Annotated in this window: 23 protein-coding genes and 1 pseudogene; 4 read left to right on the plus strand and 20 right to left on the minus strand. The window is 71.7% G+C overall.

Annotated features, from left to right (window positions below; all coding sequences use genetic code 11):
- Positions 1-27: 27 nt before the first annotated feature.
- From P5G59_RS03720 to hrcA, 12 genes are all read right to left on the minus strand, one after another.
- The gene (locus P5G59_RS03720; RefSeq protein WP_301216118.1) at positions 28-1,470 is read right to left on the minus strand and encodes an ABC transporter permease; all 1,443 of its coding nucleotides are present in this window, start codon (positions 1,468-1,470) and stop codon (positions 28-30) included.
- On the minus strand, positions 1,467-2,222 hold the full coding sequence (locus tag P5G59_RS03725) for an ABC transporter ATP-binding protein (RefSeq protein ID WP_301216119.1): 756 nt from the start codon (positions 2,220-2,222) through the stop codon (positions 1,467-1,469). Before P5G59_RS03725 ends, P5G59_RS03720 begins: the two co-directional genes overlap by 4 nt.
- Before the next feature lie 167 nt (positions 2,223-2,389).
- Entirely contained in the window at positions 2,390-3,082 is a 693-nt protein-coding gene (locus tag P5G59_RS03730; RefSeq protein WP_301216120.1) for a response regulator, read from the minus strand.
- Positions 3,079-4,947 carry a sensor histidine kinase gene (locus P5G59_RS03735; RefSeq protein WP_301216122.1) on the minus strand — a complete coding sequence of 623 codons (1,869 nt, stop codon included), beginning with the start codon at positions 4,945-4,947 and terminating at the stop codon, positions 3,079-3,081. Before P5G59_RS03735 ends, P5G59_RS03730 begins: the two co-directional genes overlap by 4 nt.
- Positions 4,948-5,036: 89 nt before the next feature.
- On the minus strand, positions 5,037-5,930 hold the full coding sequence (gene era / locus P5G59_RS03740; protein ID WP_301216124.1) for a GTPase Era: 894 nt from the start codon (positions 5,928-5,930) through the stop codon (positions 5,037-5,039).
- Positions 5,927-7,330, minus strand: coding sequence for a hemolysin family protein (locus P5G59_RS03745; RefSeq protein ID WP_301216126.1), 1,404 nt, complete (start codon positions 7,328-7,330; stop codon positions 5,927-5,929). Before P5G59_RS03745 ends, era begins: the two co-directional genes overlap by 4 nt.
- Before the next feature lie 8 nt (positions 7,331-7,338).
- A complete protein-coding gene (gene ybeY / locus P5G59_RS03750) occupies positions 7,339-7,800 on the minus strand; it encodes an rRNA maturation RNase YbeY (RefSeq protein ID WP_175336050.1) in 462 nt (153 codons plus the stop codon).
- Positions 7,801-7,808: 8 nt separating this feature from the next.
- A complete protein-coding gene (locus P5G59_RS03755) occupies positions 7,809-8,903 on the minus strand; it encodes a PhoH family protein (protein ID WP_435871234.1) in 1,095 nt (364 codons plus the stop codon).
- Complete coding sequence (locus P5G59_RS03760; protein WP_301216129.1) at positions 8,890-9,261, minus strand: histidine triad nucleotide-binding protein; 372 nt, start codon at positions 9,259-9,261, stop codon at positions 8,890-8,892. The genes P5G59_RS03755 and P5G59_RS03760 overlap by 14 nt, the downstream gene beginning before the upstream one ends.
- A gap of 128 nt (positions 9,262-9,389) precedes the next feature.
- Complete coding sequence (locus tag P5G59_RS03765) at positions 9,390-10,118, minus strand: 16S rRNA (uracil(1498)-N(3))-methyltransferase (RefSeq protein ID WP_301216131.1); 729 nt, start codon at positions 10,116-10,118, stop codon at positions 9,390-9,392.
- Between the two features lie 7 nt (positions 10,119-10,125).
- Entirely contained in the window at positions 10,126-11,238 is a 1,113-nt protein-coding gene (gene dnaJ / locus P5G59_RS03770; protein WP_301216133.1) for a molecular chaperone DnaJ, read from the minus strand.
- A 49-nt stretch (positions 11,239-11,287) separates the two neighbouring features.
- Complete coding sequence (gene hrcA / locus P5G59_RS03775; protein ID WP_301216135.1) at positions 11,288-12,310, minus strand: heat-inducible transcriptional repressor HrcA; 1,023 nt, start codon at positions 12,308-12,310, stop codon at positions 11,288-11,290.
- A 158-nt stretch (positions 12,311-12,468) separates the two neighbouring features.
- On the opposite strand from hrcA, the gene P5G59_RS03780 reads away from it, so the two are divergent.
- Positions 12,469-12,960: a magnetosome magnetite crystal formation protein family gene (locus tag P5G59_RS03780; protein ID WP_301216137.1), complete on the plus strand. Its 492-nt coding sequence runs from the start codon at positions 12,469-12,471 to the stop codon at positions 12,958-12,960.
- A 94-nt stretch (positions 12,961-13,054) separates the two neighbouring features.
- Positions 13,055-13,438: a DUF4870 domain-containing protein gene (locus P5G59_RS03785; protein ID WP_301216140.1), complete on the plus strand. Its 384-nt coding sequence runs from the start codon at positions 13,055-13,057 to the stop codon at positions 13,436-13,438.
- A 60-nt stretch (positions 13,439-13,498) separates the two neighbouring features.
- Here the strand turns inward: P5G59_RS03785 and hemW are convergent, their stop codons facing one another.
- The 5 genes from hemW to P5G59_RS03810 all read right to left on the minus strand — a co-directional run bounded on the left by hemW (position 13,499) and on the right by P5G59_RS03810 (position 18,932).
- Entirely contained in the window at positions 13,499-14,776 is a 1,278-nt protein-coding gene (gene hemW, locus P5G59_RS03790) for a radical SAM family heme chaperone HemW (protein WP_301216142.1), read from the minus strand.
- Positions 14,776-15,441: a DUF1990 domain-containing protein gene (locus P5G59_RS03795; RefSeq protein WP_301216144.1), complete on the minus strand. Its 666-nt coding sequence runs from the start codon at positions 15,439-15,441 to the stop codon at positions 14,776-14,778. The genes hemW and P5G59_RS03795 overlap by 1 nt, the downstream gene beginning before the upstream one ends.
- A 45-nt stretch (positions 15,442-15,486) precedes the next feature.
- The gene (locus P5G59_RS03800; RefSeq protein WP_301216146.1) at positions 15,487-15,765 is read right to left on the minus strand and encodes a hypothetical protein; all 279 of its coding nucleotides are present in this window, start codon (positions 15,763-15,765) and stop codon (positions 15,487-15,489) included.
- A 20-nt stretch (positions 15,766-15,785) separates the two neighbouring features.
- Positions 15,786-17,642, minus strand: coding sequence for a translation elongation factor 4 (gene lepA / locus P5G59_RS03805; RefSeq protein WP_301216148.1), 1,857 nt, complete (start codon positions 17,640-17,642; stop codon positions 15,786-15,788).
- Between the two features lie 69 nt (positions 17,643-17,711).
- Positions 17,712-18,932, minus strand: a complete 1,221-nt coding sequence (locus tag P5G59_RS03810; RefSeq protein WP_301216150.1) for an amidohydrolase — start codon at positions 18,930-18,932, stop codon at positions 17,712-17,714.
- A gap of 88 nt (positions 18,933-19,020) precedes the next feature.
- On the opposite strand from P5G59_RS03810, the gene P5G59_RS03815 reads away from it, so the two are divergent.
- Both P5G59_RS03815 and rpsT read left to right on the plus strand, forming a co-directional pair.
- On the plus strand, positions 19,021-19,902 hold the full coding sequence (locus P5G59_RS03815) for an NAD-dependent epimerase/dehydratase family protein (RefSeq protein WP_301216152.1): 882 nt from the start codon (positions 19,021-19,023) through the stop codon (positions 19,900-19,902).
- Between the two features lie 166 nt (positions 19,903-20,068).
- Entirely contained in the window at positions 20,069-20,329 is a 261-nt protein-coding gene (rpsT, locus tag P5G59_RS03820) for a 30S ribosomal protein S20 (RefSeq protein WP_064109082.1), read from the plus strand.
- 287 nt (positions 20,330-20,616) lie between these two features.
- Here rpsT and holA read toward each other — a convergent pair whose 3' ends face one another.
- The 3 genes and pseudogenes from holA to P5G59_RS03835 form a co-directional block, all read right to left on the minus strand.
- Positions 20,617-21,657 (minus strand): DNA polymerase III subunit delta, encoded by a 1,041-nt coding sequence (gene holA, locus P5G59_RS03825; protein WP_301216156.1) that lies wholly within the window; start codon positions 21,655-21,657, stop codon positions 20,617-20,619.
- A 263-nt stretch (positions 21,658-21,920) separates the two neighbouring features.
- Positions 21,921-24,026: pseudogene (locus tag P5G59_RS03830) on the minus strand (ComEC/Rec2 family competence protein); the annotation flags it as partial.
- Positions 24,026-24,706 carry a ComEA family DNA-binding protein gene (locus P5G59_RS03835; RefSeq protein ID WP_301216158.1) on the minus strand — a complete coding sequence of 227 codons (681 nt, stop codon included), beginning with the start codon at positions 24,704-24,706 and terminating at the stop codon, positions 24,026-24,028. The gene P5G59_RS03835 and the pseudogene P5G59_RS03830, both read right to left, overlap by 1 nt.
- Between the last annotated feature and the right edge of the window lie 61 nt (positions 24,707-24,767).

The following is a 24,767-nucleotide window of genomic DNA, read 5'->3' on the forward strand; positions in this document are numbered from 1 at the left end:
TGAGAGTTCAGCCAACTGTCAGCGCGCTCACTCGACCGCGAGAGCCTCCACCGGCGAGACGCGGGTGGCCCGGCGCGTCGGAGCCAGCGCCGCGACGACCGCGAGGACCGCCGCCGCGACGGCGATCGCGGCGAGGAACGGCCACGGCAGGGCGGGCGCGAGCAGGCCCCCGCCCGGGAGCATCCCGAGCAGCGACTGCGCGCCGATCCAGCCGTAGGCGGTGCCGAGCGCGAGCCCCGTCACCACGGAGGCGACGACCAGTTGCGCACTCTCGGCGAGGACCATCCGCCGGATCTGGACGGCGCTGAAGCCGAGCGCCCGCAGCAGCCCGAGCTCCCGCCTGCGCTGCAGCACGCTGACGGAGAGCGAGTTGACCACGCCGCACGCGGCGATCGCGGCCGAGAAGCCGACCAGCACGGTGAAGACGGCGAGCACGCCGCCGATGACGTCTTCCGCGTCCTGGTAGAGCGCCGGATCGCCATCGGCGGCCGCGCGGAGCTGCTGCTGCCACGTCGAGGCCGCGACGACGAACATGGTGATCAGCGTCACGCCGATGACCAGGCCGATCGCCGTCCGCGAGCTGCGCTCCGGGTTGCGGACCGCGTTCGCCGCCGCCAGCCGGGTGGCGGCACTGCGCCCCATGACGAGGCCGACCGCACGGAGGACCGCCGGGAGGAAGAACGGCGCCGCCTGGATGACCCCGGTGAACGAGACGATCCCTCCGGCCAGCGCGACCAGCACGCCGTAGGTCCAGATGTCCCTGGTCACGCCGAGGCCCTCGAAGGCGCCGACCCCCAGCAGGAGCCCGAGGGCGAGCAGCGCGCCGCCCAGGACGAGAAGCACCAGCGACACCACGGCGCGCCCACGGCTGCGCACGGCCGCGAGCGGCCGCTCCTGCGCGGCGCCCAGCGCCTGCACCGGCGTCACCGTCAGCACTCGCCGGCTGCCCACCCACGACGCCAGCCACGTGGTGAGCACCACGACGACGACCGGTGGGACCATCTCCAGACTGAGAACGGGATAGGTGCCGTCGGGCAGCGCGCCCGTCGCCACGAACACCCTCACCGCGACCAGTGCGAGCACCGCCGCCGCCGCGCCGCCGATGAGGGCGCCGAACAGGCCGACGGCGAGGCCCTCCCCCGCGACCGCCCGGCGCTGAGCGCGGGCGCTCGACCCGATCAGCCGCAGCAGCGCGATGGTGCGGATGCGCCCGGCGATCACCGTGGCGAACGTGTTGGTGATGACGATCGCGCCGACGTAGACGGCCACGATGAAGAAGATCACCCCGACCACGGTCAGAGCGATCTTCGCGCTCTGGCGCTGGCCGACGTCCGACGCGCCGATGTAGGCCGACAGCACGTCGACGCCGCCGACGAGGGCGACCCCGAACGCGGAGCTGAGCGCGGCGACGAGGATGCCGGCCCGGTGATCGCGCGCATTCGCACGGAAAGCGGAGAACGGGCGGCTCATGCTCGCGCCTCCATCCCGAGCATGAACGCGGAGATCTCCTCGGCCGACGACGGGCCGCGCTCGGCGGCGACGCGGCCGTCGGCGAGGAACACGATGTGGTCGGCGAAACTCGCCGCCACCGGGTCGTGGGTCACCATGGCGATGCTCTGGCCGAAGGTGCGGGCCGCCTCCTGCAGCACGCCGAGCACCTCGCGGCCGGTGCGCGAGTCCAGGTTGCCGGTCGGTTCGTCGGCGAAGACCAGGTCGGGGCGCGTCGCCAGTGCCCGCACGATCGCGGCCCGCTGCTGCTGGCCGCCGGAGAGCTCGTGCGGCCGGTGGGTCAGGCGCCCGGTGAGGCCGAGCGTCTCGACGAGGTGGTCGATCCACTCGGACTGCTCGCGGGTCGGCCGACGGCCGTCGAGCTCGAACGGGAGCAGGATGTTGCCGCGCACGTCCAGCGTCGGCACCAGGTTGAACGACTGGAACACGAAGCCGACCCGGCGGCGGCGCAGCAGTGTCAGCTCCGCATCGCCGAGGTGGGTGATCTCGGTGTCGCCGAGGAACACGCGCCCGCTGCTGACCGAGTCGAGGCCCGCCATCACGTGCATCAGGGTCGACTTGCCGGATCCGCTCGGACCCATGACGGCGGTGAACCGGCCCGCCGGGATGCCGAGCGTGACGCCGTCGAGCGCGTTCACGCGCCCCGCCCCGCTGCCGTAGGTCTTCGTGGCCGCGTCGACGCGCGCCACCGTTTCGGTGAGAGTCAGCTCCATGCCCTCAACGCTAGGGAGCGGCCGCCCCCGCCGGATCGGGCGCTGGGGCGATCCTGTGTCCTCCCTGAGGATGATCCCTCGCGCGACTGCGGTACCCCGTCACGACTGCGGGTGCGCGCCCGGGCGCACTTGTACCGGGGCACCGCAGTCGCGGGTGAGGTCGCGGGCTATTCGCCGCCGGTCAGGCCGTGCTCGAACGCGTAGACGACCATCTGCACGCGGTCGCGCAGGCCGAGCTTGGCGAGGATGCGGGAGATGTGCGTCTTGACCGTGGCCTCCGAGAGGAACTCGCTGCCCGCGATCTCCGCGTTGCTGAGGCCCCGGGCGGCGAGCACGAAGATCTCCCGCTCGCGCGAGGTCAGCGACGCGAACTCGGCCGGCTCCTGCCGGGTCGGCTGCGCCGCCGAGAAGTACTCGAACAGCTCGCGCGTCGCCCCCGCGGCGATCACCGCGCTCCCCGCGTGCACCGTGCGGATGGCCGCCAGCAGGAACTCCGGCTCCGCGTCCTTCAGCACGAACCCGGACGCCCCGCCGCGGATCGCGCGCGCGGCCGCCTCGTCGAGGTCGAACGTGGTCAGCACCACGATGCGCGGCGGCGTTCGGCCCGCGCGCTCGGCGTCCGCGATGATGGCGCTCGTCGCCGCGATGCCGTCCATCACGGGCATCCGGATGTCCATCAGCACCACGTCCGGCCGGGTCTCGGCGGCGACCCGCACACCTTCCTCGCCGTTGCCGGCCTCCCCGGCGAACTCCAGATCCGGCTGCGAGCCCAGGAGCATCCGGACGCCGGCGCGGAACAGCGGCTGATCGTCGACGAGCAGCACGCGGATGGGCGGCGCCTCGACCGCGGCGCCGCTCACGCCGCCGCCCCCGGCAGGAACGCGGTGACGACGAACTCGCCGTCGCGTCCCTCGGCGGTCAGCCAGCCGCCCGCGAGGGACGCGCGCTCGCGCATCCCGGGCAGGCCGTGGCCGACCCGCGGCAGCGAGCCGGTGGTCGTCGGTTCGGTGGTGGTGTTCCTCATGGTGTTCCTCACGGTGATGACGAGGCCGGGGCCGTGGTCGACGGGCGCCTCGGCGAGCACGACGCCGGCCGGGCGGCTGGTGTCGCCGTGGCGCAGCGCGTTGGTGAGCGCCTCCTGCACGATGCGGAAGGCGGCGAGCTGTTGCGCGGAGCCGAGCCCCGCGACGTTCCCCTCGCGCTCGAGGGTGACGGGGAGACCGGCCGAGCGGATGTGCTCGACCGTCTGGTCCAGGTCGGCGAGCGACGGCTGCGGGCCGTCGTGGGCGCCGGGCGGGCGGCCGGGCTCGGGCTGCGACTGCCGCAGCTCGGCGAGCAGCACCCTCACGTCGCCGAGCGCGGAACGGGCGGTGGACGCGATGGTCGCAAGCGCCTCGTCCACCGCCTCCGGGTCGGTCTGGCGGGCGTACCGCGCGCCGTCCGCCTGCGCGATCACGACCGCGAGCGAGTGGGCCACCACGTCGTGCATGTCGCGGGCGATGCGGGTCCGCTCCTGCTCGACCACCACATCCTGGACGGCGCGGTTGCGGTCGAGCTCCGCCTCCGCCCGCGCACGGCGGGCGACCCGGGCGTTGCGCCAGGTGCGCACCAGGAGGCCGAGCACCCACGACAGCCCGAGCACGGTCACGCTGACCACGAAGAGGAAGGCGAACTGCAGCGCCACGCTCGCGATCTGGCTAGACAGGAGGTCGTAGTAGCCCTGGGCGACGGCCGCCGTGACCGTCAGGTAGAGGGCGGCGACGAGCGCACCGATGCCGGCCGAGATGAGGCCGGCGCCGCGCACGATGCGGTCGCCGTAGGCGGCGGTGGCGTACAGCACGATCAGGATCCCGATGTCGCTGACCAGGATGTTGTGCCCGGTCGTCATCTGCAGCACGGCGCCGAGCCAGGCGAGCGAGAGCGACACCGCGGGCGACATCCGGCGCAGCGCGATGGCCACCGCCAACGCCATCGTGACGAGGACCGCGGAGCGGTCCCACACCCCGCCGATGAGCAGGCAGAAAGCGGTGAAGGCCCCGGCGCCCGCGATGTCGAAAGTGAGCTGGGCGCGCGTCAGCCGGCGCACGAGCTCGGGCCGGGAGGGGTCGTCCTCCGTCTGCTCCGCCCCGCCGCTCGACGCCAGCCAGACGAGCACGGAGGGTCCGGTGCCTGCGCCGGTGCCGTGCTGCGCCGCACGCTGCCGGGCGACCAGGAAGCCGAGCAGCCAGGCCGCGACGAAGATGACGGCCAGCAGGAGGCTCATCAGCAGCACGCCGATGCCCTGGCTGGTGTAGTAGCCGGCGATCACCGGCCCGAACTGCGGGAACTTCAGGTCGCCGCGCACGGTGAACAGGTACGCCACGGCCGGACCCAGCAGGATCGCGGAGGCGAAGTCGAGCCAGCGCAGCACCGGGCCGCCGTGCGCCGCGACGCCGACCAGCACGGCGACGACGGCCACGGCCGCGATGATGCGGTAGGGGGCCGCCAGGGACTCCTGCTCGGTCAGCTCCAGCAGGACGCCCGCCCAGAGCAGCCCCAGCGCGACCCCCGGCAGGATGCGGGAGAGCGCGATCGCGGCCGCGTAGAACGCGAGCGCGAGCGTCGCCGCCAGGTCCTCCGGCAGCCCGCTCAGGAACCACGCCGCGAACAGCACGAGCGCCAGCGCCGGCTCGAGCACCCAGCGGTAGGGCGCGAGCGCGGCGAGCGATCGGCGGAGGTCCGGCATGCCTCTACGGTACGGTGCGGGCGCGCGGCGACCGGCATCCGGACCGCGGAATCATCCTCCGGATGTACGGCCGCCCGGCCGCCGCCGGCTCAGAAGCCGAGGCGGCCGAGCTGCTTCGGATCGCGCTGCCAGTCCTTCGCGACCTTCACGCGGATCGACAGGAACACGTGCCGGCCGAGGAGCTTCTCGATCGGTCCGCGCGCCGCCGCCCCGACGTCGCGGATGCGGCTGCCGCCCTTGCCGATGACGATCGCCTTCTGGCTGTCGCGCTCGACGAAGAGGTTGGCGTAGACCTCCACGAGGTCTTTGTCGTCGCGCTCGACGATGTCGTCGATGGTGACGGCGAGCGAGTGCGGCAGCTCGTCCTCGACGCCCTCGAGCACGGCCTCGCGGATGAACTCGGCGATGCGGTCCTCCAGGCCCTCGTCGGTGATCGCCTCGTCGGGGTAGAGCGGCGCCTCGGAGGTCGGAAGCAGCTTCATCAGCTCCGACCTCAGGGTCTCCAGCTGGATGCGGCTCGCCGCCGAGACCGGCACGATCGCCTCCCACTCGCGCAGTGCCGAAACGGCGAGGAGCTGCTCGGCGACCTGCGCCTTGCCCGCAGCGTCGACCTTGGTGACGATCGCCACCTTCTTGGCCCGCGGGTACGCGTCCAGCTGCTCGTTGATGAAGCGGTCGCCCGGCCCGATCTTCTCGTCGGCCGGCACGCAGAAGCCGATCACGTCCACATCGCCGAGCGTCGACTGCACGAGCGTGTTGAGCCGCTCGCCGAGCAGGGTGCGCGGGCGGTGGATGCCCGGGGTGTCCACGAGGATCAGCTGGCCGTCCTTCTGGTGCACGATGCCGCGGATGGCCCGGCGGGTGGTCTGCGGCTTGGAGCTGGTGATGGCGACCTTCTCGCCCACGAGCGCGTTGGTCAGCGTCGACTTGCCGACGTTCGGTCGGCCGACGAATGAGACGAATCCGGCGTGGTAGTCGGTCACGATCTGGTCTCCTGGGTGGTGTGGCGGTGGTCGGCGTGACGGTCGGCGTGACGGTCGGCGGCCCTGCGGTCGCCGTGGCGGTCGGGCTGGCGGTCGCCGGCGTGCGGCACCGGGCTTGTCGGTGCGTCGCCCTCCGGCAGCAGCGCGACATCGCGCTCGACGAGCACGGTGGCGACGTGCTTGTGCCGGCCCTCGATCCGGTCGACGGTGAACCGCAGGCCGTGCACGGTGACGGTCGAGCCGACCTCGGGCAGCCGGCCGAGCGCCTTGGTGACGAGACCGCCGACGCTGTCGACGTCCTCGTCCTCGATCTCCAGGTCGAACAGCTCCCCCAGGTCGTCGATCGGCAGCCGGGTGGCGATGCGGTAGCCACCCTCCGGCAGCGGCTGGATGAGGGCGACCTCGTGGTCGTACTCGTCCGAGATGTCGCCCACCAGCTCCTCGATGAGGTCCTCGAGCGTCACAAGGCCGGCGATGCCGCCGTACTCGTCGACGACCATGGCCAGGTGGTTGGACTCGCGCTGCATCTGCGCGAGCAGCGCGTCGGCCTTCTGCGACTCGGGCACGAACAGGGCGGGGCGGGCGAGCTCGCGCACGGTGAGCTCGTCGGCGCCGAGCGGTCGCTCGTAGCTGAGCTTCGCGGCGTCGCGGAGGTACAGGATGCCGACCACCTCGTCCGGGTCGCCCCCGTCGATCACCGGCATCCGCGAGACGCCGGTGGAGAAGAACAGGCCCATGGCGGTGCCGAGCCCGGCCGTCGAGTCCACGGTCTTCATGTCGGTACGCGGGATCATCACCTCGCGCACGACCGTCGCGTTGAACTCGAAGATCGAGTGGATGAGCTCGCGGTCGTCCTCCTCGAGCACGTCGAACTCGGTGGCCTCGTCGACGATCGACAGCAGCTGCTCCTCGCTGGTCACCGGTGCCGACCGGGCACGCGACGGCGTCACCCGGTTGCCGAGGGCCACGAGTCCGCCGGGGATCGGGCCGAGCACGACCCGGACGAACCGCACGATCGGAGCGGAGAGGCGCAGCAGCACGGTCGAGTTGGCCCGTCCGACGCTCCGCGGGCTGACCCCGACCAGCACGAACGACACGGCCGTCATGATCAGGGCGGCGAGGATGAGAGAGACCCACCACTGCTCGAAGATCTGCTCGAAGGCGAGCGTTACGAGCACCGCCGCGGTGGTCTCGGCGAGGAGACGGGTGAACCCGACGGCGTTCTGGTAGGCGCCCGGGTCCTGCGAGATCGCGAGCAGCGACTTCTTCGCGCGGGAGGTCTCTGCCAGGTCGGAGAGGTCGCCGCGCGACTGCACGCCGAGGGCCGAATCGACGGCCGCCATGAGACCGCCGAAGGCCACCAGCAGGAACGCGACGATGAAGAACAGCGCCTGCAGCATCTCAGGTCCTAGCGCTGTCGGTCGTAGCGCCCGAAGCCGACGAGGATGTCGCGCTGGATGGCGAACATCTCGCGCTCCTCGGCCGGCTCGGCGTGGTCGAACCCGAGCAGGTGCAGGATGCCGTGCGTGGTGAGCAGGAGCAGCTCGTCCTGCAGCGTGTGGCCGGCGGTCTCCGCCTGCACCTGGGCGACCTGCGGGCACAGCACGACATCGCCGAGCAGGCCCGCGGGCGACGGCTCCTCCTCGGTGCCGGGGCGCAGCTCGTCCATCGGGAAGCTGAGCACGTCGGTCGGGCCGGGCTCGTCCATCCACTGCACGTGCAGCTGCTCCATGGCGGCCTCGTCGACGAGCACGATCGCGAGCTCGGCGTCCGGGTGCACGTGGAGGATGTCGAACGCGTACGCGGCGAGCCGCTGCAGGGCGGACTCGTCCACCTCGATGGTCGACTCGTTGTTGATCTCGATGCTCACGGCGGCCCTTATCGTCGCTTCGGGAGGTGGTCTCGCGGAATGGCCGAGCGCCGCTCGGCGCGGTTGGCGAACTCGGCCGCCTGGTCGCGCTCGAACCGGCGGGCCTGCTGCTTGGCGTCGTACTCGGTGTAGGCGTCCACGATCCGGCCGACCAGGCTGTGGCGGACGACGTCCTCGCTGCCGAGGCGGGCGAAGTGGATGTCGTCGATGTCGTTCAGCACGCGCGTCACCAGCCGGAGGCCGCTCGCCGCGTTGGGCAGGTCGACCTGCGTGATGTCGCCGGTGACGACCATCTTGGAGTTGAAGCCGAGACGCGTCAGGAACATCTTCATCTGCTCCGGCGTCGTGTTCTGCGCCTCGTCGAGGATGATGAACGAGTCGTTCAGGGTGCGGCCGCGCATGTACGCCAGCGGCGCGACCTCGATCGTGCCCGCCGCGAGCAGCTTCGGGACGAGGTCCGGGTCCATCATCTCGTTGAGCGCGTCGTAGAGCGGCCGCAGGTACGGGTCGATCTTGTCGGTCAGCGTGCCGGGCAGGTAGCCCAGCCGCTCCCCCGCCTCGACCGCGGGACGCGTGAGGATGATGCGGTTGACCTCCTTGCGCTGCAGCGCCTGCACGGCCTTGGCCATGGCGAGGTAGGTCTTGCCTGTACCGGCGGGTCCGATCCCGAACACGATGGTGTTGTGGTCGATCGCGTCGACGTACCGGCTCTGGCCGAGGGTCTTCGGGCGGATGCTCTTGCCGCGCGCGGTCAGGATGGCCTGCCCGAGCACGTCGGACGGGCTCAGGTTGAGGTCGGTGCCGAGCATGCGGGCGGAGCTCGTGACCTCGGCGGGCGAGAGCTCCTGGCCGTTGCGCACCATCTGCAGCAGCTCCTCCACGAGGCGCTGCGCCGCGCCCACCTGGGTCGCGTCGCCGGTGAGCGTGATCTCGTTGCCGCGCACGTGGACGTTCACGAGCGGATACTGCCGCTCGAGCGTGGTGAGCAGGCGGTCCTGCGGCCCGAGCAAGCGGACCATCTGGACGCCGTCGACGCTCAGGCGCGCCTCGGCGCCCTGCTCTCCCGCGTTCGACGGGCCCTGGGTGGCTTCAGAGTTGGCCAAGTGTTCCTTCCTGGAGGCTGTGTCCCCCACCGTTGGCGCTGAGGACGTGGGCGTGGACGTGGAACACGGTCTGACCCGCGCCCGCGCCGGTGTTGAAGACGAGACGGAAGTCGCCGTCGGAGTGCTCGTCGGCCAGCCGCTTCGCTGTGGCGACGAGCTCGGCGAGCAGCTCCGGGTCGCCCGCCGCGAGCTCGGTGACGTCGCGGTACTGCTCCGTCTTCGGCACCACGAGCAGGTGCACCGGCGCCTGCGGCGCGATGTCGCGGAACGCGATGATGCGCTCCGAGTCGAACACCACGTCGGCCGGGATCTCGCCCGCGATGATGCGCGAGAAGATCGAAGGTTCCGTCTCTGCCATGTCCCCCATCCTATTCGCGTGCGCCGACAGCGGGCGGGGTGTCCGCTCTCGGCGTCATGCCCGCGCGGTTCGTGACGAATGGTCTCCGTTCGCCACGAATCGCGGCCGTTCGTCACGAATCGGGCGCGTCACCAGCGGCCGAGCGCCGCGTTCAGCACGGCGAGGGCCGCGGGTCCCGCGGTCGAGGTGCGCAGCACCGTCCCGCCCAGTCGCACCAGCTCTGCGCCGGCCGCGCGGAAGGCGTCCAGCTCCTGCGGCGCGATGCCGCCCTCCGGGCCCACGACGAGCACCAGGTCGCGGCCGTCCGGAACGACGGCCGTCAGCGCCGCCTCCGCGTCCGGCTCGAGCACGAGCACCCGTGCGCCCGCGGCCAGCGCCGCGACCTGCTTCGTCGTCGCCAGCTCCCGCACCTCGGGCGTCCACGCGCGGATGGACTGCTTGGCCGCCTCGCGCACGATGGTCGCCCAGCGCTCGCGGCCCTTCGCCACCTTCGCGCCCTCCCAGCGGGAGACCGAGCGGGACGCGGCCCACGGCACCACCGCGTCCACGCCGAGCTCCGTGGCCGCCTGCACCGCGAGCTCGTCGCGGTCGCCCTTCGCCAGCGCCTGCACGAGCGTGATCGTCGGCGCGGGTCGCTCGACGCGCGAGACCGCCTCCACGTCGATCGTCAGCTCGGCGTTGGTCGCCTCGATGACTTCTCCGGAGGCGACGAGGCCGCGGCCGTTCCCGATCAGCACCGACTCCCCCGGCCGCGTGCGGTTCACGGTCGCCGCGTGCTTGGCCTCGGCTCCGGTGAGGGACAGCCGGGCGCCGACCTCGACGTCCTCGAGGTCCTCGCGCAGATAGAGGGACGCCATCGCCGGGCTACAGGTGGAGGAAGCGGTCGCGCAGCTTCGCGAACAGGCCCTGCTGGAAGCGCGCGAGCGACGGCTCCTGCGGCTTGTGGGTGGCCGCGAACTTCTTGATCAGCTCCTTCTCCTTGTGGTCGAGCTTCGTGGGCGTGACCACCTGGATGCCGACCCGCAGGTCGCCGCGGCCGGAGCCGCGCAGGTGCGTGATGCCGCGGTCCTTGACCGTGACGATGTCGGCGGACTGCGTCCCCGGCTTCAGCTCCAGCCGGATGTCGCCGTCGAGGGCCTTCACCGTCGCGGTGGTGCCGAGGATGGCATCCGTCATCGACAGCTCCAGCGTGCAGAGCAGGTCGTCGCCGTCGCGGCTGAACACCTCGTGGTGCTTCACCTTGATCTCGAGGTACAGGTCGCCGTTCGGGCCGCCTGCGGGGCCGGCCTCGCCGCTGCCGGGCATCTGCAGGCGCAGGCCCGTGTCGACGCCGGCGGGGATGTCGACCGGCACCGTTCGGCGGGCGCGCACGCGGCCCTGACCCTGGCAGGTGACGCACGGCGTCGCGATGACCGTGCCGTAACCGCGGCAGGTGCCGCAGGGGCTCGAGGTCATCACGTTGCCGAGCAGCGAGCGCACCGAGCGCTGGATGCTGCCGGTCCCGTGGCAGATGTCGCACGTCACCGGGTGGGTGCCCGGCTGGCAGCACGAGCCGTTGCACGTCTCGCAGACGACGGCCGTGTCGACCTCGAGGTCGCGGTGGGTGCCGAAGATGACCTCGTCGAGGTCGACCTCCACGCGCAGCAGGGCATCCTGGCCGCGCTCGCGCCGGGAGCGCGGGCCGCGTCCCTGGCCGCCCCCTCCGCCGAAGAAGGTCTCGAAGATATCGCTGAAGCCCGCGAAGTCGGCGCTCCCGCCACCGCCGAACCCGCCGGAGCCCCCGAGGTCGTACTGCTGCCGCTGCTGCGGGTCGCTGAGCACGTCATAGGCATGCGTCACCAGCTTGAACCGCTCCTGCGCCTCGGCGCTCGGGTTCACGTCCGGGTGCAGCTCGCGCGCGAGCCGGCGGTACGCCTTCTTGATCTCGTCGGGGCTGGCGTCGCGCTCGACGCCGAGGACTTCATAGTGGTCGGCCACGTGGGCTGTTCCTTACTTCGATCGTTCGCTGTTCTTCGCTTCCGGCGGCCTACTGGTCGCCGAGCAGCCGGGAGAGGTAGCGGGCGACGGCCCGGACGGCCGCCATGTTGCCCGAGTAGTCCATGCGGAGCGGGCCGAGCAGGCCCACGCGGGCGACATCCGACCCCGCGGCACTGTAACCGCTGGAGAGGACGGATGCTTCCGTCAGCCCGAAGCCGGCGTTCTCGCGCCCGATGCTGACGGCGACGCCGTGCTGGTCGGTCGCCATCTCGTCGAACAGGCGCAGCAGCACCACCTGCTCCTCGATCGCCTCCAGCACCGGGGTGATGCTGCCCGGGAAGTCGAGCTCGGTGCGCACCAGGTTGGCGGCGCCCGCCATCACCAGCTTCTCCTGCCGGTTGGCGGCGATCTGGTCGAGCAGGGCGCTGGCCACCGGCTCCACAAGGGCGCGCGTGCGCTCGGTCAGGGCCTCCGGCAGCTCCTTGAGCCGGGCGGTCGCCTCGCCGAGCGTCAGGCCGGCCGCGGCGCCGTTGATCGCGCCGCGGATCTCCGCCACATCCTCGTCGGTCAGCTCGGTCGCCGGCTCGATCACGCGCTGCTCGACGGCGCCCGAGTCGGTGATGAGCACGCTCAGCAGCCGGCGCGGGGCCAGCGACACCAGCTCGATGTGCCGGATGCGCGAGCGCGCCACCGACGGGTACTGCACCAGTGCGACCTGGTTGGTCAGCTGCGACAGCAGACGGACCGTGCGCGACAGCACGTCGTCGAAGTCGGCCGACGCTCCGAGGAACGTCTCGATCGCCGTCCGCTGCGCGGAGCTGAGCGGGCGCACCTCGGCCAGGTGGTCGACGAAGAGCCGGTAGCCCTTGTCGGTGGGGACGCGGCCCGAGGAGGTGTGCGGGGCCGCGATCAGCTCCTCCTCCTCCAGCAGCGCCATGTCGTTGCGGATGGTCGCCGCCGACACCCCGAAGGAGTGCCGCTCGACGATGCTCTTGGAGCCGACCGGCTCCCGCGACGCGACGTAGTCCTGCACGATGACGCGCAGCACCTCAAGGCTGCGTTCCGAGACCATCTCCGCCTCCCGTCGACCGATTTAGCACTCGTGGTTCCTGAGTGCCAATCCTACCGCGCAGAAACGCGCGCCGGATGATTGCTGGCTGTGACACGGTCGCAGTACCGTATGTGCACCGGCTCGGCAGCGCCGCAGCCGATCACGAAAGGGTTCCGCACATGTCAGACCCGAACCAGCCCAACGACCCCAACGCCGGGGTCCCGCCGCAGCCGGGAGCCGTGCCCCCGCAGCAGCCCTACGCTCAGCCCGCCGGCGGCCCGCAGCAGCCGTACGCGCCATCCGCCGCCGCTGCCCCGCTCGACGCCGCGCAGGACAAGCAGTGGGCGGCCTTCGCCCACCTCGGCGGCATCCTGTGGTTCCTCCCCTCGCTCATCATCTGGCTGGTGTTCAAGGACCGCGGCCGGCTGACCGACCAGGAGGCCAAGGAAGCCCTCAACTGGCAGATCACCTGGATCATCGCCTGGGTGGCCTCGCAGGTGATCGGGATCATCATCGGCAGCTTCACCTACGGCGTCGGCTACCTGCTGTTCGGCCTGCTCATCCCGTGGGCGCTGTACATCGTGAACCTCGTGTTCTCGATCCTCGGCTTCGTGCGGGTGAACGGCGGCGGCACCTACCGCTACCCGGTGAACTTCCGGTTCATCAAGTAGCGGAGCGTTCAGGCTCTTTTCAGTTTCGGGATGCGAGCCCTAGGCTGGGGGCGACCATGTCCACCCCTGCCCATGTACAGAGGAGAACAGAACGATGTCCGCGACACCCCCGCCCCCGCCGCCCCAGCAGCCCTACGGTGGCAGAGCGCAGCAGCTGAGCCCCGCCGACGAGAAGCTCTGGGCCACCCTGATCCAGATCGGGGGCATCCTGTTCAACTGGATCCCCGCCCTCATCGGGTACCTGGTGCTGAAGGACCGCGGTCCGTTCGTGCGCGCCCACTCGGCGACCGCGCTGAACTTCCAGATCACGATCTTCATCGCCTACGTCGTCGGCGGCATCCTGTCGATCGTCGTGGTCGGCATCTTCATCATCCTGGCGGCCTGGGTGCTGAACATCGTGTTCAGCATCATCGCCGCGGTGAAAGCCAACCAGGGTGAGTTCTACACCTACCCGATCGCGATCAAGTTCGTCAGCTGACCCGACGCGCTCGGACGGAGCCGCCCCCGCGGGATCGATGAGATCCGCGGGGGCGGCTTCTCATGTCCGCCGGGCGATCTCGACCGGCGCCGAGTCTTGAGGCTGGGCGACGTCCTCCGCCAGCAGTCGCCGCACCACCGCGTCCGCCAGCAGCCGGCCGCGCTGCGTCAGCACGATCGACCCGCGCAGGGCGGCGCGCCCGTCCACCAGACCGTCGGCGATGAGGCCGGGCACCTCTCGACGGCCGGCCTCTCGGAGTTCGTCGACCCCGAGTCCGTCGCGGATGCGGCTGAGCAGCAGCACACGCTCCACCTGGCGCGTCTCGGCGTCGAGCGTCTCCCGCCCGGCCGCGGGCGACTCCCCCGCCAGCACGCGCTGGGCGTAGGCGGCGGGATGCTTCACGTTCCACCAGCGCACGCCGCCGACATGGCTGTGCGCGCCGGGGCCGACGCCCCACCAGTCGTGGCCGAGCCAGTACGCGAGGTTGTGCCGGGAGCGGTGGGCCGTGTCCGTCGCCCAGTTGCTCACCTCGTACCAGTCGTAGCCGGCCTCGGCGAGCCGCGCGTCCGCCAGCTCGTACATGTCGGCTTCGAGGTCGTCGTCGGGCTCGGGAACCTGCCCGGAGCGGATCTGCCGCGCCAGCTTCGTGCCGGGCTCGACGATGAGCGCGTACGCCGACAGATGGTCGGGCGCGCACGCGAGCGCCGTGTCGAGGCTGCGCGACCAGTCGTCGAGCGACTCCCCCGGCGTCCCGTAGATCAGGTCGAGGCTCACCTGCAGCCCGGCGTCGCGCGCCCACCCGACGACCAGCGGGATGCGCGCCGGGTCGTGCGTGCGCTCCAGCGTCTCGAGCACGTGCGGGACGGCCGACTGCATCCCGAAGGACACCCGTGTGAAGCCGGCGTCGGCGAGCCGGCGCAGGTCGTCGGCATCGACCGAGTCCGGGTTCGCCTCGGTCGTCACCTCGGCGCCGTCGGCCAGCCCCCAGGCGTCGCGGACCGCGCCGAGCATCGCCGCCAGGTCGCCGGGCGGGAGCAGCGTCGGGGTGCCGCCGCCGAAGAACACGGTCGACACGGGACGCGCCGGCAGTCCGCTGCCCTCGAGCGCCGCCGCCGCGAACCCGACCTCGCGCACCGCGTGCCCGGCGTAGTCGGACTGGGAGACACCGCGCAGCTCGGTGGCCGTGTAGGTGTTGAAGTCGCAGTAACCGCAGCGCACCCGGCAGAACGGGACGTGCAGGTAGACGCCGAAGTCGCGCTCGGCCGCGCCCTCGGCGGCGGACGCGGGCAGCAGTCCGTCGGCCGGGGCCGGGTCGCCGACCGGCAGGATGCTCGGCATCAGGCGGAGCTCGCGGGGTGGAGCGCGCGCAGGTAGCGGGCCGTGTAGCGGCGCTGCACCATCGACAGGACCGGCGACGTCAGCCGGTAGAACGCGTTGGACGGCCGCGACAGGGCGCGCAGGACGAACCACACGGTCCCGTCGTCGCGCTGCTCGACCAGGAACAGCTCCTCGCCGCTCTCCGGGTGACCGTGCAGCGTGCCGTAGGCGAAGCCGCGGCGGTGCGGCTCGTCGACGACATAGACCACGCGGATCGGCGCGGACACCTTGAACGGGCCGAACGGGATCTTGAGCACGGCGGTCATCCCGTTGCGCACGAACGGCGTGCCGTCGTCGGCGAAGACGTCCTCCTCGGTGCGGTTGGCGCGCATCCGCACCGGAGTGCCGTCCGGGCCGAACTCGACGCCCTCGTACTGGACGCCGGTGCCCTCCTGCACGTCGGTGACGAGGATGCCGCTCCCCTTCTGCACGCCCCAGGCCATGAGCGCCGTGGCCGCGGCCTCGAAGCGCTCGTCGCCGCTGCCCAGCCGGACCTTGCGCTCCAGCGGCTTGTAGCCCTTCGGCGGGTAGTACAGCAGGTCGGCCGCCTGGGTGCCGCCGACCGCCCCGTACGTGACGGGTTGGTCGGTGAAGGTCGAGCGACGCATGTACTCATCTTCCGTCATGGGCGACGGGTTCGCGAAACGCCGGTTCCGGATGCCGGCGCAGGACTACTTCTTGTCCTTCTTCTCGGTGTCGCCGAAAGGCGCAGACGACGACAGCCCCGGCGGTGCTGCGTCGACAAGCTTCTGGCGCGCGAGCTCAACGAGCTTCGCGGCAGCATCGAAACTCACGCTGACGGTCCCGAACGAATTGAAGGTGAGCGCACCATCATGCCCGTCATCGCGGAACACCTCGAGCAGCCGCTCGCCGCTGGCGTCGACGAGCTCTACCGCAATTCCATCCCGAGTAGAGACGTCACTCGCGATCTGGAAGCGATAGGGTCCCATTCGCCTCACCTTTCAAAGATCTATTTCTTGGCGTCTTTGGACTTCTCGGTGTCGCCGGAGAGCGCGGCGATGAATGCCTCCTGGGGGACCTCGACGCGGCCGACCATCTTCATGCGCTTCTTGCCCTCCTTCTGCTTCTCGAGGAGCTTGCGCTTACGCGTGATATCGCCGCCGTAGCACTTCGCGAGGACGTCCTTGCGCATGGCGCGGATGTTCTCGCGGGCGATGATGCGGGCGCCGATGGCCGCCTGGATCGGGACCTCGAACTGCTGGCGCGGGATGAGCTCGCGCAGGCGCGACGCCATCATCGTGCCGTAGGCGTAGGCCTTGTCGCGGTGCACGATCGCGCTGAACGCGTCCACCGTCTCGCCCTGCAGCAGGATGTCGACCTTGACGAGGTCGGACTCCTGCTCGCCGAACGGCTCGTAGTCGAGGGAGGCGTAGCCGGCGGTCTTCGACTTGAGCTGGTCGAAGAAGTCGAAGACGATCTCGCCGAGCGGCATCGTGTAGCGGATCTCGACGCGGTCCTCGCCGAGGTACTCCATGCCGAGCAGGGAGCCGCGGCGGCTCTGGCAAAGCTCCATGATGACTCCGACGTAGTCCTTGGGCGCGAGGATGGCGGCCTTGACGATCGGCTCCTCGACCTTCTCGATCTTGCCGCCGGGGAACTCGCTCGGGTTGGTGACGGTAACGGTCTTCTTGTCCTCCGTCGTCACCTCGTAGATCACGCTCGGCGCGGTGGTGATGAGGTCGAGGTCGAACTCGCGGGACAGCCGCTCTGTGATGATCTCGAGGTGCAGCAGGCCGAGGAAGCCGCAGCGGAAGCCGAACCCGAGGGCGACGGAGGTCTCCGGCTCGTACACGAGGGCCGCATCCGACAGTTTGAGCTTGTCGAGCGCCTCGCGCAGCTCCGGGTAGTCGCTTCCGTCGATCGGGTACAGCCCGGAGAAGACCATGGGCTTGGGCTCGGTGTAACCGGGGAGGGCCTCGGTGGCGGGCTTCGCGGCGCTGGTGATCGTATCGCCGACCTTGGACTGGCGCACGTCCTTCACGCCGGTGATGAGGTAGCCGACCTCGCCGACGCCGAGACCCTTCGACGGGGTGGGTTCCGGCGAGGAGACGCCGATCTCGAGGATCTCGTGGGTGGCGCGCGTCGACATCATCTGGATGCGCTCGCGCGGCTGCAGCTTGCCGTCGACCATGCGGACGTAGGTGACGACACCGCGGTAGCTGTCGTAGACGGAGTCGAAGATCATGGCGCGGGCGGGTGCGTCGGCGACGCCGACCGGGGCGGGGATCTCGGCGACGACCCGGTCGAGCAGCGCCTCGACGCCCATGCCGGTCTTGCCGGACACGCGCAGCACGTCCTCCGGGCGGCCGCCGATCAGGCTCGCGAGTTCTTCCGCGTACTTGTCGGGGTCGGCCGCGGGCAGGTCGATCTTGTTGAGCACTGGGATGATGGTCAGGTCGTTCTCGAGCGCCAGGTAGAGGTTGGCGAGCGTCTGCGCCTCGATGCCCTGGGCCGCATCCACCAGCAGGATGGCGCCCTCGCACGCGGCGAGCGACCGCGAGACCTCGTAGGTGAAGTCGACGTGGCCCGGGGTGTCGATCATGTTGAGCGCGAAGGTCTGACCGTCCACCTGCCACGGCATGCGGACCGCCTGGCTCTTGATGGTGATGCCGCGCTCGCGCTCGATGTCCATGCGGTCCAGGTACTGCGCCCGCATGTCGCGATCGGAGACCACGCCGGTTATCTGCAGCATGCGGTCGGCCAGCGTCGACTTGCCGTGGTCGATATGCGCGATGATGCAGAAGTTGCGGAGGGAGGCCGGGTCGGTCGCGGCGGGCTCGAGGGCCTGAAGAGCTCGTGGTGACATCGTCCGGCCATTCTCCCATGAACGCTCGTCGCCCGGGCGCACCCCGCCCCGGCCACTGCCCGCCTCAGCTCAGGCGAAGCGCTCGGACCGCTCGACGATGCGCGCGGCGCCGTCCTCCCAGCGGTAGACCTCGGAACCGCCGATGAACACGCGCTCGGCGCGCGAGTTCACATCCAGCGGGTCTCCGGACCAAACGACCACGTCGCCGTCAAGCCCGGGGGTCAGCGAGCCGACCCGGTCGTCGAGGCGGAGGAACGCGGCCGGGTTGACCGTCAGCGCCTCCAGCGCGGTCTGCCGGGGCAGCCCGTCCTTCACGGCGAGGGCGGCCTGGTAGACGAGGAAGTTGATCGGTACGACCGGGTGGTCCGTCGTGATGGCGACCCGGACGCCGGCCGCGGCGAGGGTGGCGAGGTTCGCGATCGCGCGGTCGCGCAGCTCCACCTTCGACCGGGAGGTGAACATCGGACCGAAGATCACCGGGATGTCGCGCTCGGCGAGCACGTCGGCGATCTTGTGCGCCTCGGTGCCGTGGTTGACCACCAGCCGGTAGCCGAACTCGTCGGCGAGCCGAAGCGCCGTGGCGATGTCGTCGTGGCGGTGGGTGTGCTGGTCCCAGGCGAGTTCGCCCTCGAGCACCCGGACCAGCGTCTCCTTCGCCAGGTCGCGGTCGAACGGCTTGCCCTCGACCTGAGCGTGCTGTCGCTGGGTGCGGTAGTTCTGGGCGGCGACGAAGGCCTCGCGGATGATCATGGCGACGCCGAGACGCGTGCTCGGCGTCTGGTTCTTGCCGCCGTAGACCCGCTTCGGGTTCTCGCCGAGCGCCGACTTCACGCTGACGGCCTCGCGGATCACCTGCTCGTCGATGGTGCGACCGCCCCAGGTCTTGATGGCGACCGTCTGGCCACCGATCGGGTTGCCCGAGCCCGGCTTGACGACGACGGAGGTGACACCTCCGGAGAGGGCGTCGCGGAAGCCCTCGTCGTCGATGTTGATGGCGTCGATCGCGCGGACCGCGGCCGTGTTGGGCGTGGTCATCTCGTTGGTGTCGTCGCCCGCGGGACCGTTGGCCTCCTCATGGATGCCGACGTGGCCGTGCGACTCGATGAAGCCGGGGAGCACCCACTTGCCCGCGGCATCGACGACCGTCGCGTCGTCGGGCACCCGCACGTCGTCCGCGCCGCCCACCGCCTCGATGACGCCGTCCCGGACGAGGACGACGCCGTTCTCGATGGGCTCCTGGGAGACCGGGACGACGTAACCGTTGACGATGGCGAAGGTGGTGGAAGTCATGGCTCGAGCCTACGCGCGGCCGATCGGGCGGGAACCGCGTCCAGCGGATCTGTGGAATGCTCGTCGGCCGAGCGCGTTGTGGAGAAGTATGAACATCCTCCTGACCGGCGCGACCGGCTTCATCGGCTCCTCCGTCCTCCCCCGGCTCCTCGACGAGGGCCACACCGTGACCGCGCTGGTGCGCGACGAGGAGAAGGCCGCCGTCGTTCGGTCGGCCGGCGCCACGGCCCTCGTCGGCGACGCGGCCGACGCGGCCCTGGTGGAGCGGGCGGCGCGCGAGAGCGACGGCGTCATCCACCTCGCCTCGTCGAAGCACGTCGACGCGGTGCTGGTGCCCGCGGTGCTCGCGGGGCTCGCCGGATCGGGCGCGCCGTTCGTCCACACCGGCGGCATCTGGACCTACGGCAGCAGTGACGACATCACCGAGCTGTCTCCCGTCGCCCCGCCGGCGCTGACCGCCTGGCGCGGAACGGCCGAGGCGCTCGTGCTGGGAGCGGACGGCGTGCGCGGGACCGTCATCGTCCCCTCGATCGTCTACGGCCACGGCAAGGGACTGCCGAACCTCATCGTGGACGCGCCGCGCACCGAGGGCGCCGCCCCCGCGCTTCGCCTCATCGGCGACGGCTCGCAGCACTGGGCGACGGTCCACGTCGACGACCTCGCGGCCCTCTACGTGCTGGCCCTCGAGCACGGCGCCGCCGGCTCGGTCTACATCGGCGCCAGCGGGCACAACCCGACGGTGCGGGAGCTCGGCGAAGTCGCCGCAGAGGCGGCGGCCCTCGCGGGCGGCGTGGTGGCGGAGTCGGCCGAGGAAACCGCTGCGCGGATCGGCGAGGGCCTCACGGAGGCGCTGCTGCTCGACCAGCAGGCGGGTGGCGCCAAGGCGCGGATCGACCTCGGCTGGGAGCCGAACGGCCCGGCGCTGACCGAGGAGCTGCTCGTCGGCTCGTACGCCCCCGCACGCGTCTGATCCGGACCCGGGAACGCGCCGGGGCGTCGGTTTTGCCGGGACACGGCCACCGCTGGTAAAGTGGTTTGTTGGCTTGCGTGTGGATGTGTCCGCACGAAACGCCGCAAGGCGCCCTCTCCGCTGAGCGGCACATCCCTAACTCATCACGAAACGAAAGTGACCACTCGTGGCAAACATCAAGTCGCAGATCAAGCGCAACCGCACCAACAAGAAGGCGCAGGAGCGCAACAAGGCCGTCAAGAGCGAGCTCAAGACCGCCATCCGCGCCACCCGTGAGGCCGTCGTCGCCGGCGACAAGGAGAAGGCGACCGCGGCGCTGCGTCTCGCCGCGAAGAAGATCGACAAGGCGGCCAGCAAGGGCGTCATCCACAAGAACCAGGCGGCGAACCGCAAGTCGGCCATCGCCAAGCAGGTCGCCGCGCTCTAAGCGACGGCCGTCCGCGGGACCTGTCCCGCGCCGCGAGCGAGCCCCCGTCCGGACCGAGTCCGGGTGGGGGCTCGCTGCGTCTGCGGTGCGTTCGGCCGCCCGCGCGCCGTGCGCGACTGCGGTGCGGCGGAACGAATGCGGCGGGGCGAGCGGGCGCAGACGTTCCGTTGCACCGCAGACGTTCCGGATCAATGCGCGAGTGCGGTGTGGCGGAACGAATGCGGCGGGGCGAGCAGGCGCAGACGTTCCGAACGGGCGCCGTCGCACCGACGGTAGCGCGGGATACGTCAGTCGCGGCCGCGGGCGCTGACGATGCGGATCATGCGCTCGAGGGCGAACACCGGGTCGCGGCCGCCGCCCTTGACGTTGGCGTCGGTCTCGGCGAGCAGCTCGATGCAGCGGCCCAGGCCGTCCTCCGTCCAGCCCTGGAGGTCGCGGCGGGCGCGGTCGACCTGCCACGGCGCGAGTCCGAACTGCTGCGCCAACTGGCCGGAGCCGCCGCGGGCGCCGGAGATCTTGGCCATGGTGCGGATCTTGCTGGCGAACGCGGCCACCATCGGTACCGGGTCCGCCCCGGACGCGAGCGCATGACGCATGGTGACGAGAGCCTCGCCGTGGCGGCCGGCGATCGCGGCGTCGGCCACCTGGAACGCGTTGGTCTCCACGCGGCCGCCGTAGTACTTGTCGACCGTCGCCTCGGTGATCTGCTCGGCCGAGTCGGAGAGCAGCTGCTGGCAGGCGGCCGCGAGCTCCGCGAGGTCGTCCGAGAACGCCGAGGTGATCGCCCGGAGCGCGCCGGGGGTCACCTTGCGGCCGGCCGCCGCGAACTCCGCCTGCGCGAAGTCGTACTTCTCGGCGTCCTTCTTCAGCTCGGCGCAGACCACCTCGATGCCGCCGCCCTTGCCGGAGCGGATGACGTCGAGCAGCTTCTTGCCGCGCACACCGCCCGCGTGGCGGAGCGTGACGACCGTACCGTCGGCCGGGGCTTCGAGGTAGTCGAGCATGTCGGCGAGGAACGCCTCGTTGCACTTCTCGACGGCCTCGACCCGGATGAGCCGCGGCTCGCCGAACAGGGAGGGGCTCGCGAGGGTGAGCAGCTCCCCCGGCGCGTAGTCTCCCGCGTGCAGGTCGCTGATCTCCAGGCTCGGATCGTCGGCCTTGAGCGCGTCGCGCAGAGTGCGCACGGCACGGTCGGCGAGGAACCCCTCGGAACCGGTGACGAGGACCACGGGAGCGGACCGCACCTGGTTCCACGGAACCTGCGGGATCGCGCTGGCGGCGGTGCGCGCCTTGCTCGCTCCGCCTCTGCTGTTGCCTCGGGTCGCCACGTTCCTCCTCGTCCGTATCCAGGATACGGGCGACCACCGGCAGTGGTCGCCGCGGGCCGCTCGCTCCACACCGCGACACCGTGCTCGCGGGGGGAGACGAGGAGCATGCCCTGCTGATCGGTGCGCGCGACGGCGGTCCCGACCTGCGCCAGCATCCGGAGCGCCGACCGAGTCGGGTGACCGTAGCCGTTCCTCTCCCCCACCGACACGAGCCCGACGCGCGCCGACAGCGCTGCGTAGAGCGCCGGGCTCTGGTCCGCGGACCCGTGGTGACCGACCTTCACCACGTCGACCGGACGGACCGTGCGCGTCGCGAGCAGCGCGTCCTGCGCCTCCTCGCCGAGGTCGCCGAGGAAGACGGCGCGCAGCCCACGTCCCTCGACCTCCACGGTGAGACTGCCGGCGTTCCCCGTGTCGCCCTCCGCAGCGCCGCCGCCCGCGGGACCCGGCGGCCACAGCAGACGCCAGCGCAGCTCTCCCAGGCTTCCGCTCAGCCCCGCGTGCGCCCGCTCGGCGGGGACACCGGCGTCACGGAGCAGGCCCAGCGTGCGCTCGTCGGCGTCTCGTACCGGACGCTGCACCAGCGCCCGCTCCGCCCGCGACACGACACCCGAGAGGCCGCCGACGTGGTCTGCGTCGAAGTGGGTGAGCACCAGGAGCTGCACCCGGCTGACCCCGAGACGGTCCAGGCACGTAGTGGCGGGTGCAGGCTCGCGTCCGACGTCGATCATCGCCACGGCGTCTCCGTCACGGACGAGAAGCGCATCTCCCTGCCCGACGTCGCAGGCGGCCAGCACCCAGTCGGACGGGATGGAGGCGACGCGGGCGACCCAGGCTCCCGCGAGCACACCGCCGTAGACCACGACTCCGATCGCGAGCACACCGGCGGCGACGGCCGCGACCGCCGGGGATGAACGCCGCACCGACACCAGGACCGCCACCGCGACGAGCGTCAGCGCGCACAGCACGACGCCGAGCGCGCCGGGCGCCCACGGCAGCGCCGTTCCGGGCAGACCGCTCGCCAGCGCCGCGACCTGGGCGATCCAGGCGGAGGGCACCCAGGCGAGCCGGACCAGCACGTCGCCCAGCCAGGGCGCCCAAGGCAGCACGGCACAGGCCAGGCAGCCGAGCACGGTGGCGACAGGAGCGGCCGGCTCCGCGAGGAGGTTCGCCGCGACGCCGTACAGCGGGAGGCTCGGCGCCAGGAGGATGAGGACGGGCTGGCACGCCAGCTGCGCCGCCGCGGGCACCGCGAGGGCGAGGGCGAGCGAGCGCGGCATCCAGCGGCCGAGTGCGCGGGCGAGCGGCGCTGCGAGGACCAGCAGCCCGGCGGTCGCGAGCACCGAGAGGGCGAACCCGTAGTCTCGGGCGAGCCACGGGTCGTGGATCAGCAGCACGACGACAGCGAGAGCGAGTGCGGGGATGCCGTCCGCCGGGCGTCCTCGCGCCAGCCCGACGAGCATCACGGACGCCATGGCCGCCGCGCGGATGACGCTGGCGCCCGGGCCGACCAGGACCACGAAGCCGAGCAGTGCCGCCCCCGCGACGACGACGCGGGTACGACGCGGCAGGCCGAGCAGCCGCGCAGCGAGGAAGACGAGACCGATCACCAGCGCGCAGTTCGCGCCGGACACCGCGGTCAGGTGGCTGAGCGACGAGGCCTTCATCGCCGCGTCGAGACCCGGCGTCACAGCGGTCTCGTCGCCGATGGCGAGGCCGGGGAGCAGGCTGCCGCCGTCGCCGGGCAGTCCCGTCGCCGCGTGCGCGAACCGCGCTCGCAAGGCGGCGGCCCAGGCGAGCCAGGGCGGCGGGGGCTCCTGCACGGCCGGCCGGTCGTGCGCCCGGACGAGATAGGTCGTCGCCTCCCCCGGATCCTCGCGCACGACCGCCCCATGGACGCTCACGACGGCTCCGAGTGCGAGCTCGCGCGCCTCAGCCTCCGACGCGTCGAACTGCACGGTTACCGGGACACCGGCACCCTCTCCTGCGGTCCTGCCGCGCAGGCTCCAGCGCGGGGCGTCTCCGAAGCCGCCCGACAGGCGCTGCGGCGGCCGATCCACGCCGACCAGGAGGTCGACCGAGGCGCCGTCGCGAACGGCCGCGTCCAGCTCCGCCGATGCCCGCGCCGGCGCTTGCGCAGCGACAACCGACGCGCCGAGCGCGACCGCGCCGAGCGCCACAGCCGCCACGGGTAGAAGCCGGAAGAGCCGGAGCCGACGCGAAGCCCGCACGGCCGCCCGGCCGACGCACACGACCGCGGAAACGGCGCCGACGACGACCACGGCCCACGCCGCCTCGGGGAGCCCGATCAGCAGCGCGCACGTCACCCAGAGGGCGACGGCGGGCACGGCGAGGCGGAGGTCGGGCATCAGACCACCACGCGGTCCTTGAGGCCGTCGAAGAGTTTCTGGCCGATGCCGGAGACCTTGAGCAGGTCGGACGGCTGGGCGAAGCGCCCGTTGGCCTGCCGCCAGTCCACGATGCGCTGCGCGAGGGCCGGACCGATGCGCGGTAGACCTTCCAACTCTGCCTGAGTGGCCGTATTGAGGTTGACGGGAGCACTGCCCGCAGCCGCACCGGAGCCGACGGCAGATCCGGAGCCCACCGCAGCGCCCGCCGGCGGGTCGCCCACCTTCGGAATCGCGAGCTGCTCCCCATCCGCCACCGGACGTGCGAGGTTCACGGCCGCGACATCTGCGTCGTCCGCCACCCCTCCTGCCGCGGCCACCGCGTCGACCACCCGCGCTCCGGCGGCCAGCGACACGAGCCCCGGCCTGCGCACCGCGCCGGTCACATGCACCAGCACCGAACCTGGCGGCGCCGACTCCACCGGGGATGTCTCACGCAGAGCGACCGCCGACGGCGTCACGACGGAGCCACCGCCCTGCGCCGCCGCCGACACCAGCACGGCGATCACGGCCGCGACGATCAGCAGCACCACCGCGCCGCCGACCCCCGCACGCACCCGCCGAGACCGCGGGGCGGGCTCCGCTCCGCGCACACCGGAGACGGCCGGCTCATCCGGTGCGGTGTCGGCGCTGTGTCGCATGCCTCAACGCTAGGAAGGCCGCACGCCCGGCACCGGCCGCCTGCGGAATCGGTGGAGAACG

The organism is Leifsonia virtsii (genome assembly GCF_030433675.1).
GTDB classification, from domain to species: domain Bacteria; phylum Actinomycetota; class Actinomycetes; order Actinomycetales; family Microbacteriaceae; genus Leifsonia; species Leifsonia virtsii.

Coding starts and splice junctions, on each gene's coding strand:
- P5G59_RS03720 (WP_301216118.1), bottom strand. CDS start 1,470: ATGAGCCGCCCGTTCTCCGCTTTCCGTGCGAATGCGCGCGATCACCGG.
- P5G59_RS03725 (WP_301216119.1), bottom strand. CDS start 2,222: ATGGAGCTGACTCTCACCGAAACGGTGGCGCGCGTCGACGCGGCCACG.
- P5G59_RS03735 (WP_301216122.1), bottom strand. CDS start 4,947: ATGCCGGACCTCCGCCGATCGCTCGCCGCGCTCGCGCCCTACCGCTGG.
- P5G59_RS03745 (WP_301216126.1), bottom strand. CDS start 7,330: ATGCTGCAGGCGCTGTTCTTCATCGTCGCGTTCCTGCTGGTGGCCTTC.
- P5G59_RS03760 (WP_301216129.1), bottom strand. CDS start 9,261: ATGGCAGAGACGGAACCTTCGATCTTCTCGCGCATCATCGCGGGCGAG.
- P5G59_RS03765 (WP_301216131.1), bottom strand. CDS start 10,118: ATGGCGTCCCTCTATCTGCGCGAGGACCTCGAGGACGTCGAGGTCGGC.
- hrcA (WP_301216135.1), bottom strand. CDS start 12,310: ATGGTCTCGGAACGCAGCCTTGAGGTGCTGCGCGTCATCGTGCAGGAC.
- P5G59_RS03780 (WP_301216137.1), top strand. CDS start 12,469: ATGTCAGACCCGAACCAGCCCAACGACCCCAACGCCGGGGTCCCGCCG.
- P5G59_RS03785 (WP_301216140.1), top strand. CDS start 13,055: ATGTCCGCGACACCCCCGCCCCCGCCGCCCCAGCAGCCCTACGGTGGC.
- hemW (WP_301216142.1), bottom strand. CDS start 14,776: ATGCCGAGCATCCTGCCGGTCGGCGACCCGGCCCCGGCCGACGGACTG.
- P5G59_RS03795 (WP_301216144.1), bottom strand. CDS start 15,441: ATGACGGAAGATGAGTACATGCGTCGCTCGACCTTCACCGACCAACCC.
- P5G59_RS03800 (WP_301216146.1), bottom strand. CDS start 15,765: ATGGGACCCTATCGCTTCCAGATCGCGAGTGACGTCTCTACTCGGGAT.
- lepA (WP_301216148.1), bottom strand. CDS start 17,642: ATGTCACCACGAGCTCTTCAGGCCCTCGAGCCCGCCGCGACCGACCCG.
- P5G59_RS03810 (WP_301216150.1), bottom strand. CDS start 18,932: ATGACTTCCACCACCTTCGCCATCGTCAACGGTTACGTCGTCCCGGTC.
- P5G59_RS03815 (WP_301216152.1), top strand. CDS start 19,021: ATGAACATCCTCCTGACCGGCGCGACCGGCTTCATCGGCTCCTCCGTC.
- P5G59_RS03835 (WP_301216158.1), bottom strand. CDS start 24,706: ATGCGACACAGCGCCGACACCGCACCGGATGAGCCGGCCGTCTCCGGT.